This is a genomic window from Ensifer sp. 1H6, assembly GCF_001976035.1.
Lineage (GTDB): Bacteria > Pseudomonadota > Alphaproteobacteria > Rhizobiales > Rhizobiaceae > Ensifer > Ensifer canadensis.
Genome location: NZ_MOAI01000016.1, coordinates 97,321 through 116,463, shown reverse-complemented (window position 1 = coordinate 116,463; position 19,143 = coordinate 97,321). Strand labels below are relative to the sequence as shown.

Annotated in this window: 19 protein-coding genes and 1 pseudogene; 9 read left to right on the top strand and 11 right to left on the bottom strand. The window is 60.9% G+C overall.

The genetic code is table 11. The features are described from left to right. Positions 1–22 precede the first annotated feature (22 nt). From BKP54_RS19595 to BKP54_RS19580, 4 genes are all read left to right on the top strand, one after another. On the top strand, positions 23–901 hold the full coding sequence (locus BKP54_RS19595) for a proline/glycine betaine ABC transporter permease (RefSeq protein ID WP_057207997.1): 879 nt from the start codon (positions 23–25) through the stop codon (positions 899–901). 65 nt (positions 902–966) lie between these two features. Further along, a complete protein-coding gene (locus BKP54_RS19590) occupies positions 967–1,833 on the top strand; it encodes a glycine betaine ABC transporter substrate-binding protein (protein WP_057207995.1) in 867 nt (288 codons plus the stop codon). 84 nt (positions 1,834–1,917) lie between these two features. Beyond that, on the top strand, positions 1,918–2,172 hold the full coding sequence (locus BKP54_RS19585) for a helix-turn-helix domain-containing protein (protein WP_057207993.1): 255 nt from the start codon (positions 1,918–1,920) through the stop codon (positions 2,170–2,172). Between the two features lie 135 nt (positions 2,173–2,307). Continuing rightward, entirely contained in the window at positions 2,308–3,195 is an 888-nt protein-coding gene (locus BKP54_RS19580) for an aldo/keto reductase (RefSeq protein WP_057207991.1), read from the top strand. 40 nt (positions 3,196–3,235) lie between these two features. Here BKP54_RS19580 and BKP54_RS19575 read toward each other — a convergent pair whose 3' ends face one another. The 7 genes and pseudogenes from BKP54_RS19575 to BKP54_RS19550 form a co-directional block, all read right to left on the bottom strand. Next, complete coding sequence (locus tag BKP54_RS19575; RefSeq protein ID WP_057225293.1) at positions 3,236–3,961, bottom strand: glutathione S-transferase; 726 nt, start codon at positions 3,959–3,961, stop codon at positions 3,236–3,238. A gap of 164 nt (positions 3,962–4,125) precedes the next feature. Continuing rightward, a complete protein-coding gene (locus tag BKP54_RS19570) occupies positions 4,126–5,241 on the bottom strand; it encodes a Glu/Leu/Phe/Val dehydrogenase dimerization domain-containing protein (RefSeq protein ID WP_082523632.1) in 1,116 nt (371 codons plus the stop codon). Positions 5,242–5,575: 334 nt separating this feature from the next. Continuing rightward, positions 5,576–7,015: an NAD-dependent succinate-semialdehyde dehydrogenase gene (locus BKP54_RS19565; protein WP_057207987.1), complete on the bottom strand. Its 1,440-nt coding sequence runs from the start codon at positions 7,013–7,015 to the stop codon at positions 5,576–5,578. A gap of 140 nt (positions 7,016–7,155) precedes the next feature. After that, positions 7,156–7,245: pseudogene (locus BKP54_RS36595) on the bottom strand (ABC transporter ATP-binding protein); the annotation flags it as partial. 12 nt (positions 7,246–7,257) lie between these two features. Then, on the bottom strand, positions 7,258–8,421 hold the full coding sequence (locus BKP54_RS19560; protein WP_057208075.1) for an MFS transporter: 1,164 nt from the start codon (positions 8,419–8,421) through the stop codon (positions 7,258–7,260). Between the two features lie 366 nt (positions 8,422–8,787). Then, a complete protein-coding gene (locus tag BKP54_RS19555) occupies positions 8,788–9,180 on the bottom strand; it encodes a putative sulfate exporter family transporter (RefSeq protein ID WP_277996387.1) in 393 nt (130 codons plus the stop codon). Between the two features lie 37 nt (positions 9,181–9,217). Beyond that, entirely contained in the window at positions 9,218–9,952 is a 735-nt protein-coding gene (locus tag BKP54_RS19550; protein WP_234907939.1) for an IclR family transcriptional regulator, read from the bottom strand. Between the two features lie 175 nt (positions 9,953–10,127). On the opposite strand from BKP54_RS19550, the gene BKP54_RS19545 reads away from it, so the two are divergent. The 5 genes from BKP54_RS19545 (at position 10,128) to BKP54_RS19525 (ending at position 15,203) form a co-directional block, all read left to right on the top strand. Further along, positions 10,128–11,105 (top strand): tripartite tricarboxylate transporter substrate-binding protein, encoded by a 978-nt coding sequence (locus BKP54_RS19545; protein ID WP_057207978.1) that lies wholly within the window; start codon positions 10,128–10,130, stop codon positions 11,103–11,105. Positions 11,106–11,169: 64 nt separating this feature from the next. Beyond that, positions 11,170–11,661, top strand: coding sequence for a tripartite tricarboxylate transporter TctB family protein (locus tag BKP54_RS19540; protein WP_057207976.1), 492 nt, complete (start codon positions 11,170–11,172; stop codon positions 11,659–11,661). Position 11,662: 1 nt separating this feature from the next. Further along, positions 11,663–13,201, top strand: a complete 1,539-nt coding sequence (locus tag BKP54_RS19535; RefSeq protein ID WP_084814728.1) for a tripartite tricarboxylate transporter permease — start codon at positions 11,663–11,665, stop codon at positions 13,199–13,201. After that, on the top strand, positions 13,198–14,382 hold the full coding sequence (locus tag BKP54_RS19530) for a CoA transferase (RefSeq protein WP_025428786.1): 1,185 nt from the start codon (positions 13,198–13,200) through the stop codon (positions 14,380–14,382). The genes BKP54_RS19535 and BKP54_RS19530 overlap by 4 nt, the downstream gene beginning before the upstream one ends. Positions 14,383–14,393: 11 nt before the next feature. Beyond that, positions 14,394–15,203, top strand: coding sequence for a citryl-CoA lyase (locus BKP54_RS19525; protein WP_244497489.1), 810 nt, complete (start codon positions 14,394–14,396; stop codon positions 15,201–15,203). A gap of 41 nt (positions 15,204–15,244) precedes the next feature. Here BKP54_RS19525 and BKP54_RS19520 read toward each other — a convergent pair whose 3' ends face one another. The 4 genes from BKP54_RS19520 to BKP54_RS19505 form a co-directional block, all read right to left on the bottom strand. Further along, positions 15,245–16,105 (bottom strand): LysR substrate-binding domain-containing protein, encoded by an 861-nt coding sequence (locus BKP54_RS19520; RefSeq protein WP_057225262.1) that lies wholly within the window; start codon positions 16,103–16,105, stop codon positions 15,245–15,247. A gap of 201 nt (positions 16,106–16,306) precedes the next feature. Beyond that, entirely contained in the window at positions 16,307–17,374 is a 1,068-nt protein-coding gene (locus BKP54_RS19515) for an ABC transporter ATP-binding protein (protein ID WP_025428789.1), read from the bottom strand. A 10-nt stretch (positions 17,375–17,384) separates the two neighbouring features. Then, positions 17,385–18,224: an ABC transporter permease gene (locus tag BKP54_RS19510; protein ID WP_057225264.1), complete on the bottom strand. Its 840-nt coding sequence runs from the start codon at positions 18,222–18,224 to the stop codon at positions 17,385–17,387. Beyond that, positions 18,221–19,105: an ABC transporter permease gene (locus BKP54_RS19505; RefSeq protein WP_084814727.1), complete on the bottom strand. Its 885-nt coding sequence runs from the start codon at positions 19,103–19,105 to the stop codon at positions 18,221–18,223. Before BKP54_RS19505 ends, BKP54_RS19510 begins: the two co-directional genes overlap by 4 nt. Positions 19,106–19,143 lie beyond the last annotated feature (38 nt).

Genomic DNA, 19,143 nt, shown 5'->3' with positions numbered 1-19,143 from the left:
CACCAGCCAATCGGATAAAATTATGAGCTTCGACATCGGAGACGGCATCGATTCGGCCGTCAATTACATCCTCGACAATTTTTCGCCCGCGCTCGACTTCATCGCTGCGTCGATCGGGTTCGTGACGAACGGATTGCAGAACGGTCTGCTCAGCATTCCCGCGCCGGTTGGTATAGCGATCTTCGCTCTTCTCGCCCTGTGGCGCGTCTCATTCGGCTTTGCGGTCTTTGCCGGATTGTCGCTTTCGCTGGTCGGGCAAATGGGACTGTGGGCAGCGATGATGGAGACGTTGTCTCTTGTCATTGCTTCGACTGTCATCGCGATGATCATCGGCTTGCCGCTCGGCGTCGCCATGGCGCGACGGGATTCCGTCGCCGCGGTCATCCGCCCGGGGCTCGATCTGATGCAGACGATGCCGGCCTTCGTCTACCTCATCCCGGCGGCGATGTTCTTTGGGCTCGGCGCGGTTCCTGGCACCATTGCGACCGTCATCTTTTCCATGCCCCCGGTCGTGCGTCTGACCAATCTCGGCATCCGGCAGGTGCATGTGGAGTTCGTCGAGGCAGGCAATGCCTTTGGCTGCACGCCGACCCAGCTTCTCCTCAAGGTCCAGCTACCCAACGCAATGCCGTCGATCATGGCGGGCATCAACCAGACGATCATGCTGTCGCTGTCGATGGTGGTCATCGCCTCGATGATCGGCGCGGGCGGCCTCGGTAACACGGTGCTGACGGGCATCCAGCGGCTCGATGTCGGCACCGGCTTCGAAGGCGGCCTGGCCGTGGTCATCCTCGCCGTCATTCTCGATCGCCTTACCCAGAGCCTTGGAAAGAAAGGCGCTTCCTGGCGCCTGCCGTTTGTGAAGTTCGCACAGCGCGAGCCCGAGGCCAAGACGGCCTGAGCGCAGCGTCTTCATCGGCGGGCGTTCCGCCCGCTGTCATTCGAAATGCATAGGAAGGATTGGATATGTTCAAGACAATCGCAACCATCGGCCTTGCGGCCATGTTTATTGGCGGGCCGGCAGGCGCAAGCTTCGCGCAGGAGACAAAGCCTGTGAAAATCGGCTGGGCAGCATGGTCGGATGCGGAATTCGTCACCAAGCTCGCGGCGAAAATCATCAAGGATGAACTCGGCCACGAGGTCGAGCTTGTCCAGACAGACGTCGCTCCGCTCTATCAAGGGGTCAGCCGTGGCGATCTCGATGCGATGATGATGGCATGGCTGCCGCAAACCCATGCCGATTACTACGGCAAGGTGAAGGACAAGGTCGAGACCCTCGGCACTGTCTATGAGGGCGCCAAACTCGGCTGGGTCGTCCCGGCCTACATTCCCGAAAGCGAACTCAACTCGATCGAGGATCTGCAGAAGCCCGAGATCAAGGAAAAGCTTACTTCGACGGTTCAGGGTATCGATCCGGGCGCCGGGCTGACGCGTCTCTCGGAAAAGGCGCTCAAGGATTATGGCCTCGACGGCTACAAGCTTCAGATCTCCAGCGAAGCCGGGATGCTGACGGCGTTGGATCGCGCAATCAGAACTGAAAAGTGGTTCGTCGCTACGTCCTGGAGCCCGCATTGGATGTTCGGCAAATACGAGCTTCGCTACATCGCCGATCCGAAGGGCTCGCTCGGTGAGGCCGAGCATGTCGACGTGCTGGCGCGCCAGGGGTTCAAGCAGGACAATCCTGATGTCGCCGCCTTCCTCTCCCGCATGAAACTGCCGATCGGCGATCTGGAGGCTGCGATGTTCCAGGCGCAGGAGACTTCCTATGAAGCTGCAGTCGAGAAATACATCGCCGATCACCCCGATCAGGTGAAGGCCTGGACCGGAAGGTAAGCCGGTCCACCCACGGGAGAAAGAGCCCGGCGTCAGCCAAATGCCGCCGGGCGACCGCTCACATCAGAATGGAAAGGGATACCGATGAACTTCAACAATTATGAAAACACGTTCTGCACCCAGGATGACACAATCGGCGGACGTATGTCGCTTGCGCGCGATGCGCTTGACGTTTCGGCACAAAAGGCCGCCAGGATCGTCGGCGTCGAGACGAGCACGTGGTTCAACTGGGAAAACGATCGAGATGCCCCACGTGCCAATCGCCTGGCGATGATCGCCGGCGTCTTGAGCGTAAGCCTCTCGTGGCTGTTGACGGGACGGGGGCAGGGGCCGCGCTGAAAACAAAATTTAGCGCGCTCACTGGCGCTGCACGGAGGAAATGCGGATCGTCGACATTTACCGCCGCTGCCAAGTTGCTGAAATCAGCAACAGATTATAGCTTCGCGACACAGTGAGCCGACATGGAGAGTAACGATGGAGCGGATTGGAATTGCGGGAGACGTGGAGCTTTCGCGGATTGTCTACGGCATGTGGCGGCTGGCAGACGATCAGGACACGTCGATCGCTCACATCCGCTCAAAGATTGAAGCGTGTCTCGATCAGGGCGTGACCACGATGGATCACGCCGACATCTACGGCGGCTATATGGTCGAAGAACTCTTCGGCAAAGCGTTGCGTGGCAGCGGACTTCGTCAGCGCATCGAGATCGTCACCAAATGCGGCATCGTCTACCCTGCCGGCAGGCACAGCGCCGCGAAGGTCAAGCATTACGACACAAGCGCCCGCCATATCACTGCCTCGGTCGACGAATCGCTCCGACTGATGGCCACGGACTACATCGATCTTCTTCTCATTCACCGGCCTGACCCGTTCATGGATCACGTCGAAACGGGTGCTGCGCTCGACGCGCTGGTCAAGGATGGAAAGGTACGATCGGTCGGCGTCTCGAATTTTCGCCCATGGGATCAAAGCCTTTTACAGTCGGCGATGAGTACAAGGCTCGCGACCAACCAGATTGAACTCAGTCTGTTGGCAACGGCGCCCTTCACCAACGGGGATCTTGCTCATCTTCAGCAAATGTCGACCCCGCCGATGGCCTGGTCCCCGCTTGCAGGGGGTCGGTTGATGACGGAGAGCGGTGTGCTCGCCGAGAAGCTCGACCGTCTCGGCGCCGAGGCTGGCGTCGACCGGGCCGCCGTCGCGATTGCTTGGCTGCTTGCCCACCCAGCCCGAATTCTGCCTGTGCTTGGCACAAACAGCATCGATCGGATCCGCCGTTTTTCAGAGGCGCTTGCGGTTCGCATCGACAGGCAAACCTGGTTCGACCTCTACTCTGCGGCGACCGGAAATGACGTCCCATAGTCGCTCTGCACGCGACCGCAGTGTTGAAGGATCGCAGTGATCACGGATCGATATCGAGCGCGGGATATCTGCGGAAAATGCCGCTTTCGTTGAACGCCAATCGACGCGGCGACGCCAGATAGGAAGCAATAGCGGGACCGTCCTTCACCCGGTCGTGAAGCCGTGCGAGACCCGGATATCGGATGTCGTGGTGCTTCATTGCCTTGGGGAAGGCATAGACCAGCCCTTCGATCATCTGGAACATCGACAGGTCGACATAGCTAAGGCTGTCGCCGACAAGATGGCCGCCTTGTACCGGGTTTTGCTTCAACACGCGCTCGAAATAACCAAGGAATTTCGGCAGGCGGTTCATGACGAACTCCGACGCTCGCGCCTTTGCTTCTTCTTTCTGGTCTTCATAGTACTTGGAGGTCGCTATCGGGTGGTGCGTGTCGTGCACTTCGGCGACGAAATCAGTGATCGTCAATTGAAGTCCGTTGGCGAACCAGCGCGCGTCTTCGTCTCGCGGCGCAAGATCAAGCCGAGCGCCGAGATAGAGCAGGATGTTGGCAACATGGGAGACGAGCTGCCCGCCGTCTTTGAGAAAAGGAGGCGCGAAGGGAATATGCGCCTCCGACGAACTATCGATGAACTGCATCATCTCATCCGTCCCGCGGTCAGGCTCCCGCGTGACATCGACATAGTCGGCCCCGGCGTGCTCAAGTGCCAGCCGCACGAATTCTCCACGGCCCTGAATGCCATCCCAGTAGTAGAGTTCAAATGCCATGACATCCTCGCGGCGATTTGGGCCGACAACGTGCAGATCCGCTGTCAGGCCGACGTTGCGGCTGCCGCATCGGCCAACCCAAAACAATGGGCTCGCTGATGCGGCTGTGCGGGAACATTGAGCAGAAGTCTTCGCTTGTCCACCATCTTGTCGTCTGGGCAAACCTATTGTCTGGCAGTCTCGATGATCTCGCGGGCCATCGTTTCGGCCACGGCGTCGGTGGTCCGGCCCTCGTTCTCGGCGCGTTCGAAGATGCGGGTCAAGATCAAAGGGATCCGGTCGACGCGAACCATCACATCGTCGACGCCGTAGCGACCGCTGCCGATTTCGGCCGCGACGTTGATGACACCGCCGGCGTTGATGACATAGTCGGGCGCATAGAGGATGCCTCTTTCCCTGAGGCGCTCACCGTCCGCAGCGGTCGCGAGCTGGTTGTTTGCCGCTCCCGCAACGATCTTGGCTCGGAGCAACGGGATCGTCACGGCGGACAGAACGCCGCCCAACGCACAGGGCGCGAATATATCGACATCCGCTGCAATGATCGCCTGGCCCTCGACGACTGTCGCGCCAAGCTCTTGAGCGGCGCGTTCGGTGCGGGCTTGGTCGAGATCGGACACCGTCAGCATGGCGCCTTCGGCGTGGAGCCTCTGGCAGAGCGCCCAACCGACAGACCCCAATCCCTGTACGGCAACGCGAATGCCTTTCAGGTTATCGCTACCGGTGCGATGGCGCAGTGCGGCCTTGAGGCCGAGGAACGTGCCCAATGCGGTAAAGGGCGATGGGTTGCCACTGCCGCCCTTGGTGGTGCCGCTGACGTTCGGCGTGCGCTCGGCAAGGAAGTCCGCGTCCGCAAGCGTCATACCGACATCTTCGGCCGTGATGTATTGGCCAACCAGCGCATTCAGCATCTCGGCATAGGCCGCGAGCATCGCCGGCGTTTTCTCTGTCTTCGGGTCGGCGATGATCACCGCCTTGCCGCCGCCCAGCGCCAGGCCGGCGATGGCGGACTTGAAGCTCATGCCGCGCGAAAGGCGCAGTGCATCGGTGACGCCGGCCTCGAAGCTGACATGCGGCCAGATGCGGGTTCCGCCCAAAGCCGGACCAAGGACCGTCGTGTGAACAGCCACGATTGCCTCAAGGCCGCGCTCGGTGTCGCGGCCCAGCCAAACCTGCTCGTGGGCGTCGAAGCCAGGCATACCTGATGCCTCGCTGGTGATGTCGGTAATATCAAGCGTGGTTGCGGAAGCGATTTCCTGCCGCGGATTCAGCCCATTTCGCATTGCCATTCCTCCCTGTGACCTGCCACAGTGAAGGTTAAACATTCTCAGCGATCTTTGGTTTCGAAGTCAGCACGCCACACGATGGCGCGTTGCGTGCGAGGAAATTTCCGCGCAACAAACGCAAAGCGCATTCGTTTGCAGGAGGGGATGGTTTCAACGAGTGCGCGCCTGTCAGCCGTACCGCCTCAATGCCAGTTGAACCGCCGCGCCATGGATCAACGCCGATGTGGCGGGACCACCTGACCCCGGAGCCGGACGGCCGTATTTTGGCTCGTGGTTCCCCGCCAGGCGAGCGCGCTCTCCCGGCGGGACCAGATAACGGCGTGGCGAGATTTCAGGCGCTCTTGCGCGTCACGAAGCGCGTTTCCAGATAGGCATCTATCGCTTCGGATCCGCCTTCGGTGCCATAACCGGAATCCTTGATCCCCCCGAACGGGACCTCGGGCAGGGCAAGCCCGAGATGGTTGATCGAGATCATGCCGCTTTCGATTTCGGCAGCAATGCGATCCGACTGTTTCTGCGAGCCGGTGAAGGCATAGGCAGCCAGCCCGAAGGGTAGGCGGTTGGCCTCTTCGATCGCATCGTCCAGTTCCGAATACCGGTTGATGATCGCAACCGGGCCGAAGGGTTCGTCGTTCATGATGGCGGCCGAGCGCGGCACGTCTGCAAGCACCGTCGGCTCGAAGAAGTAACCGCGATTTCCGATGCGGTGGCCGCCGGTCGTCAAGCGCCCGCCCTGTTCGACGGCATCGACGATCAGCTTCTCGATTGCGGGAATACGGCGCTCGTTGGCAAGCGGCCCCATGTCCGTCGTGCTATCAAGGCCATTGCCGACCTTGATCGCCTGCGAGGCGGCGGTGAAGCCGTCGATGAACCGATCGGCCACCCGTTCCTGCACGAGGAAACGCGTCGGCGACACGCACACCTGACCGGCATTGCGATATTTGCTGCCAGCCATTACCGCGACCGCCTCGTCGACGTCGGCATCCTCGGTGACGATCACCGGGGCATGGCCGCCAAGCTCCATCGTCGCCCGCTTCATGTGCAGGCCGGCAAGCGAAGCCAGCGACTTGCCAACCGGAGTCGAGCCTGTGAAGGACATCTTGCGGATCACCGGATGTGAAATCAAATACTGCGAGATCTGTGCGGGCACGCCGTAGACGAGGTTGACGACACCATCCGGCACCCCTGCATCTACAAAACACCGGATCAGCTCGGCCGGCGAAGCCGGTGTTTCCTCTGGCGCCTTCACGATGATCGAGCATCCGGTCGTAAGAGCCGCCGAAAGTTTGCGCACCACCTGGTTGATCGGGAAATTCCAGGGCGTAAATGCGGCCACCGGACCAACCGGGACCTTCACCGTCATCTGGGTCACATTGGGCGCACGTGGCGGAATGATCTGGCCATAGGCGCGCCGGCCCTCTTCGGCGAACCAGTCGATGATGTCGGCAGCACTCAGGATCTCGCCCTTCGACTGGCCAAGCGGCTTGCCCTGTTCGCGGGTCATCAGCCAGGCGATGTCGTCGGCGCGCTGCCTCAACAGCGCTGCGGCGGCGCGCATGATTTTTCCCCGATCGAAGGAGGACGTCCGGCGCCAGATCTCAAAGCCTTTCTGGGCCGCTTCAAGTGCCTCGTCGAGATCGGCAACCTCGGCCCAGGCGACAGTTCCGATCGCCTCTTCGGTTGCAGGGTCGACAACCGGAGTGCTCTTGCCTGATCGCGCCGGCCGCCATTTGCCGTCGATGTGAAGAAGGGTATCCGGGTAGCTGGGCATGAAAGAACCTTTTCTGAGGGGGCTGGCTGGCACGACTGTCTGTGGCGCGCGAGGAAGTCTAGGAAACGCGGGGAGACTGCCTGCAAGTGATGCTGAAGATCAAGGGGGCAGGGGCCTGATCATGGCCACATAGAACACGGCATCGCTCGCGCAATAGCCACGCGTTGCCTTTGACCTTCCGACAACTGATGCGGAAACCGGCAGGCGAATTGTGGACCGGGGCCGACTTCGGGCGTCCGCTTTCAAGTTGATACCAGCACGGGAGCCGCTTTGGTGCCCGGCTTCAGCATGCCGGTCAGCAGCAAGCTCACAGCCAGGAAGGGAACAAGCATCCCCAAACCGAAACGCATGTCGCTTTGCTCGGCAACAAGTCCGATCATTGGCGGTCCAATCAGAAAGCCGAGGAGTGCCACGAAAGACAGTATCGCCACACTTGCGGGTGCCGGCCGGTCTTTTTGGTCGGCTGCCGCTGTGACAGCAAGCGGAAAACCGACCGATACACCGAAGCCCATGGCGGCAAAGCCGATCAGCGCCAACCAGGCAGCCGGGCTTATCGCCACCAAGAGCAGCCCCGCAACACTGGCGAGCCCGCATGTGCGAGCCACAGCGACAGGCCCGTAGATGGTCTTGAGCCGGTCACCGCCGAACCGTCCCGCAGCGACCATGAAGGCGAAGATCGAATAGCCAAAACCGGCGCTGGCGCTGGCGAGCCCGAACACGTCTCGCAGGTAGACTGCCGACCAGTCCGCAACCGCGCCCTCGGTCATGGTGATGCCGAAGACAAAGAAGCAAATACCGAGCAAAGCTCGACTTGGTGGGCGGCGCCTGGTTTTGACGGTGTCCGTCTGCGTTGGCTCTACAACATGTAGGTCCGGCAACGCCTTGGCTGCCAGAAGGCTGATTGGCAACATAACCGCCGCTGCAATCAGTACGGCCCATTCAGGCGGCACGCCCGCTGCAGCAAAGCCGATGCCGACCAGACTGCCCGCCATGATCCCGAGGCTCCAGAAGCCGTGACATGTGCTCATGATCAACTTGGCAGAGCGCTTCTCGATGGCATCCGCCTCGACGTTGAGGCCCAGCTCCAATGTCGCCAACGCAACGCCCACGACTGCGAGTGTTACGAAAAGCAACTCGATGCTTGGCGCCCATGTCGGTAGCCACACCAGCCCGAGAAACACCATGAAGCCGTAGAGGATGGTGGCGCGGCCGCCGATCCGGGCGACGAAGCGGCCAGCGAAGGGCAGGGTTAGCAGGATTCCTGCTGGCATGCCGAGCAGGGCCAACGCCAGTTCGGCCGGCCCGAGACCGAGCTTTTGTTGAATGTCTGGGATGCGTGGCAACCAGGCGCCAAAAGCGATCGGCTGGAGGAAAAAGATCAGCATGATGAGCCGCTGACTGGTCATGCGCATTGCTCCTCGGCGAATTGTGCTGTCGACTTATCCGCAGGCCACCTTCGTCAGCGATGGCTTCGCGTATCCCGGTCTAGTATTGAAAATCATTTTCACAATTTGTGTGACAAGGTCGCGAGACTGTCAACCGACCGACGCCAGGATTGACCGAAATTCCGCGTAACCGACGCGCTTTCTTTGATCGAAATATTAGTAAATACGCAGCTATGGGGCGAATCTTCTCGAAAATATCAAAGAAACGCCCAATTCTGAAGAAGCTCGTCTGACTGCAGCATACGTGCGATGCTCCACCGGCTAAGATACGCCAGTGAAAAAAATGAACACAGAGTGCGGAGTTCCGGGCGCCTTCCCAATTGTAGCTCATCGGGGGCGCACAATGCGCAATTGTGCTTGTGAAGGAAAGCCCGCAGTCGGTGCGGATCGGCCCAGGATTCGCATAAGCCATCGCTGGCGCGAGGTTATCAGCGTCCGAAGCTCTGGTACTTCTCCCTCGCAGCGCTCCACCCAAACCGTAAAAATCAACGTTGAAACCACAACCGTCGCCGCTAACATCAGACCGGTGATCCCGATGCCGGCCAGCTGGTTGAAGGTTAGCTGCAGGCCAAGCATGGCAACCGCTAGACGAAGCAGTTTTTTCCCCGCGACGGAGATGCCAGCATCGGCAGACGCCGAGAAGCCGACGATATTGGCAAAAACCATCCCCAAAAAAATCGCGGCGATCATTGGGCTGAGAGATAAGACACATCCCGCGATGTTTCCGTCGACGCGTATGCCGTCCTGATCATGGACCTTATGATTGGAGGAGGCCTCTACTGCCTCCGAAAGCTTCCGTCATGTCCGCAGCCGCCCGCAACAGTGGCTCGATCATCTTTCGTATGAAGGGTTCATCCACGCGCGAACGCGGTCCAGCTAGTGTCACTGCGCCCAGCAACGCGTCGCCCGCACCGAAGACAGGTGCGGAAATGCCGACGGTCTCCGGATCGCGTTCTCCGAACGAGATGTGATAGCCATTCTTGCGGATCGTTTCATATGGCTCGCCCGGCTGGCCAGAAAATGCCACCAGCACTCGTCCACCGGAGCCGGCGGAGAGTGGGAGCACGTCGCCTTCACGTACGGTGTAGCGGATCGCATGCTTCGCCTCGATGCGGTAGAGACAGGTTCTGACATCTCCAGCCAGCACATAAAATGCGACGCTCTCCGAACTCTGGTCATTCAGCGCGCGCATGTGTGGCAACAGCACCTCCGCAGTAATCAACGAGCGCTGATAGATCGAGCCTAATCTGAAGGCTGCCGGTCCAATTCGATAGCGACCGTCATCAAGCCGCTCCATCAGACTTGCCCGCAACAGAGAGGCAAGAAGTCGCAGGATCGTGCTCTTGTACAGGCCCGTTCGCGAGGAGATTTCCGCGAGCGTCAAAGAGCGATCCGTCACCGTAAAGGCATTCATGATTGCGATGGCGCGATCAAGCGCGGCTACCCCCTCGGGCGGTCCGCTTGCCTCCTGCTGTGGGTTTTTCGTGTTCAATGCGGCGATCCTAACGTTTCCAATTGTCCTATCACCAAGATTTCTGATTGCATATCGTTCTGCCTGACAGAATATAATTCTGTTTGACAGAACGATAATCCTCTGCGATTTGTATGACCCGGGTCGGGAGGACCCACTTTCGACGCTGTCGGTGGCGTCATAAAGGGAGGAAGCAATGCTAAATCGACGTCATCTACTGGCTTATGCGACTACTTTTGCAGCCGTTGCTCTCGCAGGCCCGCTTGACCCTGCGCAGGCATCGGACGCGCCGCAGCTGCAGATTTTCGTGCCGGCCGCCCCCGGCGGAGGATGGGACCAGACCGCGCGGACGATGGAACAGGTTCTTCGCGCCGAGAATCTCATCTCCGGTGCGCAGATCACCAATGTCGGCGGCGCCGGCGGCACCGTCGGCCTTCCGCAGTTCATCAACCAGTGGAAGGGTCGCGAGAGCGCCATCATGGTTGGCGGCATGGTCATGACCGGCGCGATCATCGCGAACAAATCGCCGGCGACCCTAGATCAGACGACGCCAATTGCGCGCCTGACGGGCGAATTCCTGGCTCTGGTCGTGCCTGCCAATTCGCCGTTCAATTCCCTTCAGGATTTTGTCGAGGCGCTCAAGGCAGATCCCACCAAGGTTCCGGTCGCGGGCGGTTCGGCCGGTGGTTCGGACCACATCCTTTTCGGCCTCGTTGCCAAAGCCTCAGGCGTGAAGCCGACTGACCTGTCCTATGTCCCGTTTGCCGGTGGCGGTGAAGCGCTTGCAGCGCTGCTTGGCAATCAGGTTGCCGCCGGCATCTCGGGCTATGGCGAGTTTGCCGAGCAGGTCAAGGCCGGCACGCTACGCGTGCTTGCTATCTCGGCCGATACCCGACAGGCAGGTATCGATGCCGCGACCTTCAAGGAGGCAGGCCTGGACGTGGAGCTGTTCAACTGGCGCGGTATCTTTGCGCCTCCCGGCATCACCGAGGAAAACAGGGCCGCGTTGATTGCGATGATCGAAAAGATGGCGACGAGCAAGGCCTGGAAGGACGAGACGGACAAGCGCTCCTGGACGCCGATCCTTCTGACTGGCGAGGCCTATTCGCAATTCCTTGTCGAAGACACCGCGAAGATTACCGCGATCCTCAAGGACCTCGGTCTCGCTTCCTGATCCCTTCCCGAGAACGCAACCTAGTGGGCTGCCCGTAGATGGGCCGCCCGCCGGAGGTCAAAAGATGCCCCCACCCATGCATTCGAAACCGGCGTTACCCGAACTGACCCTCAGCATCGGCGTTCTGCTCGTCGCCGGCGTCATTGCCTGGCAGACCAGCCTCATGGCGGTCTCGCCTCTCTATGCCAAGGTCGGGCCGACGGTATTTCCCTATCTGACCGCCGCCGGCCTGACGGTATTGGCCGTGTCGCTCCTGTGGAGCGCCCTTCGCGGCGGCTGGCAGGACGAGGAAGAAAAGTCCACTCCGCCCGATTGGCGATCCATCGCCTATGTCGCGGCCGGGCTCGTTGCCAACGTGGTCCTCATCGGCCGCGTCGGCTTCACCGCTGCCTCCGTCATGATGTTCGTGCTGATCGCCCGTGGCTTCGGCAGCCACCGGCCCCTGCGGGACGCCGCCTGCGGGCTGCTGCTCGCGCTTGCCGCTTATTTCGGCTTTGCCAAGTTGCTTGGCGTCAATATCGGCGGCGGTGTCGTCGAGAGCCTTCTTGGAGGTTGACGTGGAAACCCTAAAACAACTCGCGACCGGTTTTGCCGTTGCCCTGACGCCGATCAACCTGCTCTGGTGTCTGGCCGGCACGACACTTGGGACGGCAATCGGCGTCCTGCCCGGCCTCGGTCCGGCGCTGACGATCGCGCTCCTTTTGCCAATCACCTACCAGGTCTCTCCGGAGGCGTCATTCATCCTGTTTGCAGGCATCTACTACGGCGCTATGTACGGCGGCTCGACCACGTCGATCCTGCTCAACACACCAGGCGAGAGCGCCACGGTCGTGACCGCGCTCGAAGGCAACCGCATGGCGCGCTCTGGTCGGGCCGGCGCCGCTCTGGCGACATCGGCGATCGGCTCGTTTGTCGCCGGCACGATCGGCACGCTCGGCGTCGCCTTCCTTGCTCCGGTTGTTGTCGGCATGGCGCTGAAGTTCGGACCGGCAGAGTATTTTTCGCTCATGGTCCTGTCGTTCGTCATGGTCTCGGCCGTGCTGGGTCCATCGTCGGTACGTGGCCTCACCAGCCTGTTTGCCGGCTTCTTCCTCGGCATGATCGGCGTCGACATGCAGACCGGGCAGGCGCGCTTCACCTTCGGCGTGCCCGAACTGCTCGATGGCACGAGCATGATCGTCGCGGCAGTTGGCCTGTTTGCGGTCGGCGAGACCCTCTATGTCGCCGGCCGTCGTTATGCCGGCAAGGATGAGATCACCCCCTTGCGCGGCTCGCTCTACATGACGCGTGCGGAATGGGCGCGCTCCTGGAAGCCGTGGCTGCGCGGCACGCTCATCGGCTTTCCGATCGGCTCCATGCCGGCCGGCGGCGCCGAAATCCCGACCTTTCTTTCCTATGCGATCGAAAAGAAGCTGTCACCGCACCGGGACGAGTTCGGAACGACGGGCGCGATCGAAGGAGTTGCTGGTCCGGAGGCCGCGAACAACGCCTCGACGGCCGGCGTCCTTGTGCCGATGCTGACGCTTGGGCTTCCCACCTCTGCAACGGCGGCGATCATGCTGTCAGCCTTCCAGAGCTACGGCATCAATCCCGGCCCGTTGCTGCTTCAGACGCAGCCGGCGCTCGTCTGGGGATTGATCGCCAGCCTGCTGATCGCCAACGTCTTGCTGGTGCTCTTGAACCTGCCGCTGATCGGCCTGTGGGTTCGCTTGCTCAAGATTCCGCCGCCGCTGCTCTATGGTGGCATCCTCGTCTTTGCGACCATCGGCACCTACGGCATTTCCCAGTCCTCTTACGATCTGGTTCTTCTCTACGTGCTTGGTGCGATGGGCTTCGTTATGCGACGTTTCGATTTCCCGACGGCGCCAGTTCTGATCGGGATGATCCTTGGGCCGATGGCGGAGACACAGTTTCGCCGGACGATGACGATCTCCAACGGCGATTGGTCGGTTTTCGTTACGCACCCAATCTCGCTGTCGCTGCTCGTGCTCGCTTTCACGGCGTTGATTGGACCGAGACTGTGGAAGCATTTTTCGGATCGTCGCGCGGCGACGGTCGAACACGCACCCGCGCTTGACCGAAGGAACAACCGATGACGAAAAAACTCCTCGACGGCCTGCGCATCCTGGACCTGACGAACGTGCTCGCGGGTCCCTATTGCGCCTATCAGCTCGCCCTCCTCGGCGCCGATGTCATCAAGGTTGAAACGCCTCTGGGAGGCGATCTTGCCCGCCAGCTTGGCGCCTCTGCCCAGCTCAACGCGCAAGGCATGGGCGCTTCGTTTCTCGCGCAGAATGCCGGAAAGCGCTCCATCACTCTGGATCTAAAGAACGAAACCGATAAGCAGCACTTTCTTCAGCTTGTCGCGACGGCCGACGCGCTGGTGGAGAACTTCCGACCCGGGGTCATGGAGCGGCTGGGCTTCGGCTACGACACTTTGAAAGTGATACGTCCCGATCTTGTCTATTGCGCCATCTCGGGCTTCGGCCAGGACGGCCCGATGCGCGACAACCCGGCCTATGATCAGATCATTCAAGGGCTTTCCGGGATCATGAGCATCACCGGCACGACCGAGACCGCGCCATTGCGTGTCGGCTATCCCGTCGCCGACACGCTGGGCGGCCTATTCGGTGCGTTCGCGGTTGTGTCGGCTCTATTGCGCAGGTCACGGTCGGGTGAAGGCGCCTTCCTCGACGTGTCGATGCTCGAATGCACCCTAAGCGCGCTCGGCTGGCCGGTCTCCAACTATCTAATCTCAGGCGTGGAGCCGGCGGCGATGGGCAATGAGAACATGACGGCAGCCCCTTCGGGCTCCTTTATTACGGGAGACGGCCTGCTCAACATCGCGGCGAACAAGCAGGAACAGTTCGTCGCGCTATGCGACGAAATCGGCCGGCCTGAACTCGCCAACGATCCGCGCTTCGAAAAGCGCGACGAGCGCAAACGCCGCCGCGGCGAACTGAAGCTGCTGATCGAGCAGGCATTGGCGCAAGCGCCAGCGGTAGAATGGGAGCGGCGCTTCAATCGACGCGGCATACCGGCAGGGCGGATCCTCACGATCCCGCAAATCCTTTCAGAAGACCAGGTCATCGGGCGGAAACTGATGACGACATTCCCCGAAAGCGACGGTGCTGACCGTTTGACTGTTGTTCGCGGCGGGTTCCTGGTCGACGGCGAGCCGCCGGTGCCATCACGCCGGCCGCCGAGGCTCGGCGAACAGACGGCCGAGATCTTGGCCGAGATCGTTTCGCAGCAGGCTATCAGGGTACGCGCATGAACAAGCAAGGTATGGAACAGGGGCGCCAATGGGCCGAGGATTGGTGGAGGACCGATATTATCGAGATGCGCCCCGGCGTCATCCGGCTGCGCGGCCACGAGATCCAGGATCTGATCGGGAACATCAGCTTCCCGGCGATGATCTGGCTGATGTTACGTGGCGAATTGCCGACAGAGGATCAGGCTGGGCTGCTCGGCGTGGCGCTGTCGGCCGCGGTGGATCATGGCCCTCAAGCGCCCTCGATCGCGATCGCGCGCATGGCCGCGACCTGTGGCGTCGGCATCAACAATGCCATGGCCTCCGCGATCAATGTGCTTGGAGACGTGCACGGCGGCGCCGGTGAACAGGCACTGGTCTTTCTGCAGGAAATCGCCGTAGGCGTCGACGCCAAGGGCTTGCCGCAGGCAGTTTCGGACCGTCTTGACCGCTTTTTTGAGGGGAGCAATGGCTATGTGCCGGGACTCGGCCACCGCTTTCATCCCGTGGATCCGCGAGCACCGAGGCTGCTCGATATTACGAGGACCTACGCTGAGAACGGCACCGTCGCCGGTAAACTGGTCAATATCGCGGTCGAACTCGAACGCCAGGTTGCTTTGCGCAAGGGCAAGCTCATTCCTCTCAACATCGATGGTGCCACTGCAGTCGTTTATGGCGAACTTGGATTCCCGGCGCCGCTCACACGGGGGCTGTTTGTGTTGTCCCGCTCTGTCGGCATTCTGGCGCATGCCTGGGAACAATCTCAGCAGCCCGAGCGCAACAAAGGGCCGTTGCCACGTGAATGGCTGTGGCGCTATTCGGGGGATGAGGCGACTTTGGAGTAACCTTCGGGGGCGTTTCTCCCGAAGTCGTCTCAGAATGGAGACTAAGGGCGGTCACCCATGGCCGTATGGCGGGATACAAATTCGACCAGATAGCGAACGCCCTCGGACACGTCCGATTGCGCGTAGAAGCCGATCTCGATCCGGACAGCAGTCGGCAGGTCACTCGACTTGTCGAGTGCGCGACATCCATCCGGGATCGTCGCAGAAATCATCGGGCCAATCCCGATGCCGACCCGCACGGCCGTTGCCATCGCCACCAGCGTGGAGGCAACGCACGCGGTTTTCCATTTTATGTTTCTTTGGGATAAGGTCGCGATCGCCTGAACATTCCAGGGGCAGCTGTCGTCGAACATGATGAGCGGGAGCGGCTGGCTTGCGTCGACGACGAAGTCAGATCTGACGGCCCACATCAGGTATTCGGTCCAGATCAGAATTGGCTTTCGGCCAAGGCAGGCGATGTCGCAGACCGCGACATCGAGCTTTCCGTCTTCGAACATCTCCGCCAGACGGCGGTTCGGCTCGACGATAATGTCGATCTCGACCTTGGGGTTCTGATCCCTGAAGTCGCGTAGGATGTCGATCAGCCGGCTGGCGGCGAAATCCTCGACGACGCCGAGGCGGATCCGCCCCTCGATCACCTTGCCCGTCAGTCTGCGGCCAACTTCGTCGCTGAGCAGGACGATTTCACGCGCATAGGCAACCATGATCTGACCATGGGACGTGAGCTCCAGTCCCTTGGACGACCGGGAGAAAAGCGTGACACCGACGAGTTCTTCGAGTTTGCGAATCTGCATGCTGAGTGCAGCCTGCGTGCGATGCAGTTTTGCGGCCGCGCCGTTGACGGTTCCTATTTCCGCGACGGTCAGGAACGCCCGGAGCAAATAAGAGTCGAGATCGAGCATGGAAGCACCGTGCTTTCGCCGCTGTTGATGAGTGCGGGCCGAAGACGTCTTGGGCTTCCGCATCCGGGACGCGGACGGGTTCGCCAAATGGCGACATCGGCAGCTGGATCGGACATTGAACGATCCGTAAGCCGGGCGCAACAGGGCCCGACCAGCGGGGCAGGCAACACAATCGCTGCCCGCCCGCTCATGTCGAGACAATCATGCAAACAGGACGCAGGCCTGCGGCGGCATGGAAATGCTGATCTCTTGCCCCCGTTCGAAGGAAATGTCCGGGCGGTTCGCACAAGCGGAAATGACCCGGTCGCCGCTGGAAAGCTCCACGGACACATGTCGGAAAGCGCCGAGCGTAACGACGTCCGCGACGCGTCCAGCCATGCCTCTCGCCGCAGCGTCCCTGGTGCTCGACGATATCTCGACACTCTCCGGACGGACGCAAACCTCCTTCATGGCTGCACCGTCGCGTGACGAGGCGACCGGAAACTCCCATCCGGATTCCGAGCGAAACTTCGAGACGGCACCATCGGTCGCGACGACCGAGCCCCGGATCCAGTTCGTTCGCCCCATAAAATCCGCGACGAAACGCGATTTCGGACGCCAATAGACATCGTCCGGCTTGCCCGACTGCATGATCTCGCCACGGCTCATCACGAAAATGCGCTCGCCGAGGCTCATCGCTTCTTCCTGGTCATGTGTCACCACGATCGCCGTGGAGCCAACCGCGGCAAGAACATCCTTCAGCTCCGTGCGCAGTTCATGCCTCAACTTCGCATCAAGCGCGGACAACGGTTCATCCAGAAGCAGCAGGCTCGGATGGGTCGCGAGTGCCCGCGCAAGGGCCACGCGCTGCTGCTGCCCACCGCTCAGTTGATGCGGACGGCGATGTCCGAAGCCGGTCAGCCGCACGAGTTCCAGCATTTCTCCGACACGGGCGGGGATCTCGTTTGCCGCGTGACCGCGGTGACGAAGTCCGAAGCCGATGTTCTGTTCGACGGTCATGTGTGGAAAGAGGGCGTAGTGCTGGAACAGCAGACCGACATTTCGTTCATACGGCTTCAATCCGGCCATCGACTTGCCGCCGATGGTGATCGTGCCGCTGTCAGGCCGTTCAAAGCCGGCGATGAGACGAAGGATCGTGGTCTTGCCGCAACCGCTCGGTCCCAAAAGCGCAATCGTCTCGCCGGGCTTCACCGAAAACGAAATGTTGTCCAGCGCGACGGTTTCGCCGAAGCGCTTGCCGACACCTTGAAATTCTACGGCAGAAATCATCGTATTGTCCTCATGAACGAAATAGACCCTGGCCTACGACGTTGTCGAACCCGACCAGCCGGTCGAGGACAACGATCAGCAGCACCGTTACAGCCATCAGGATCACAGCGGCTGCCGCGATCGTCAGGTCGAAAGCGGCCCGCATGTTGCTGACCAGGGTAACGGGCAGGGTGGTGGCCGACGGGTCACTCAGGAAAAGGCTGATCGATACGTCGTCCATCGAGATGGCGAAGGCAAAGATCGCCCCGGTGATGATCCCTGTCTTCATCAGCGGTATGGTAATGGACCAGAACGCCTGACGCTCCGTGGCGCCGAGAATCATGGCCGCTTCCGTTAACCGTTTGTCGGCGCCAAGAAGGCTGGCAAGGCTGGTCCTGATGCAATAGGGCACGGTCACGATCACGTGCCCGAGAAGAAGCCGCGCCATACCGTTGGTAATGCCGGCCTTGGACAGAAACAGCAGCAAGCCGAAGCCTATGACGACGGGCGGAACGATCAGCGGCGAGAGGAAGGCGGATGTCAGGGTCGCCTTTCCGGGAAAATCTCCGCGTGCAAGGCCAACGGCGGCAGCGGTTCCGATCGAAACCGACAGGATCGTCGTCAGCACGGCCAGAACGAGGCTGGTGCGAAGGCTCGAAAGAATGTCCGCCTGGGAGGCGAGACGCTCGAACCAGTGCAACGACAATGCCGGCGGCGGCAAGGGACCGAGAAATGTTCTTGCGTCGAACGCCATCAGGCAGGTTATCGCAAGCGGGATTGCGAGAAAGGCCAGTCCCAGGCCGACGACGCAGTAGGCGAGTGCGCTGGCAGCCCGGTCGCCGGATCTGGCGGTACGAGAATGTGTGCTCATCGCGGGCTCTTCCATGCGTGCGCCAACGTTATGACCGAAATCACCGCCAGGGCTGCGGCGAGCATGACGAGTGAAATCGCCGCCCCGCTCGGGTAGTTGGCGATATCGCTGAACCGGGTGTAGATCACGTTCGACATGAAGAGGACGCGGCCCCTCCCGAGAACCATCGGAATGACAAAGGCGCTGATCGCAAACGTCAGCGAGATAAGCGTGCTCGATATGAGGGCCGGAAGGCTGAGCGGAAGCGTGATCGACAGATGCGCCTTCCATCCCGGCGCGCCGAGTGATTGGGCGGCGTCGAGGAGGCGCGGGTCGATGGACTGCATCGCACCCATCAGCGTCAGTGTCGCGACCGGTATGATCGAGTGCACCAGCCCCGCGATGACGACGATATTGATGTATTCACGACTGTTCGGCGACAGGCCGACTGTCAGCAGCAAGGGCCGCAGAATGCCGACCGAGCCGAATGTCAGCTCGATCGCATAGGTCTTGATCAAGACGCTCGACAGCACAAGCGTGATCAGAAAGCCGAGTGTCAAGGTGCGCATGCGTGCGGAAAGGCGTCGCACGATGAAATAGGCAAGCGGAAACGCCACGAGCTGTCCGACGATCGCCGCCACGCCGCCGATCCAGAACGTTGTCAGCAGGACATTGGCAAACGCCTGGTTTGCAAGCTCATGGTAGTTCTGAACCGTCGTCGCCGCGTTTTCCACGGAACCGACGCGTCCCGGGGTGAACTCCTTCAGGCTTTCGATCGCCAGGTTGATCAAGGGCGAAAGGAAACCGAAGGCGAGGACCAGCACCGCGGGCGCGAGCGTGATGGCCGCATCGCGACGATCGGGAATTGAAACTGCAGCGGTTTGCTGCCTGGTGTTGGTCATGATCGGACAGCCTGTTTGTCGCCCTTCCGGGCCCCGAA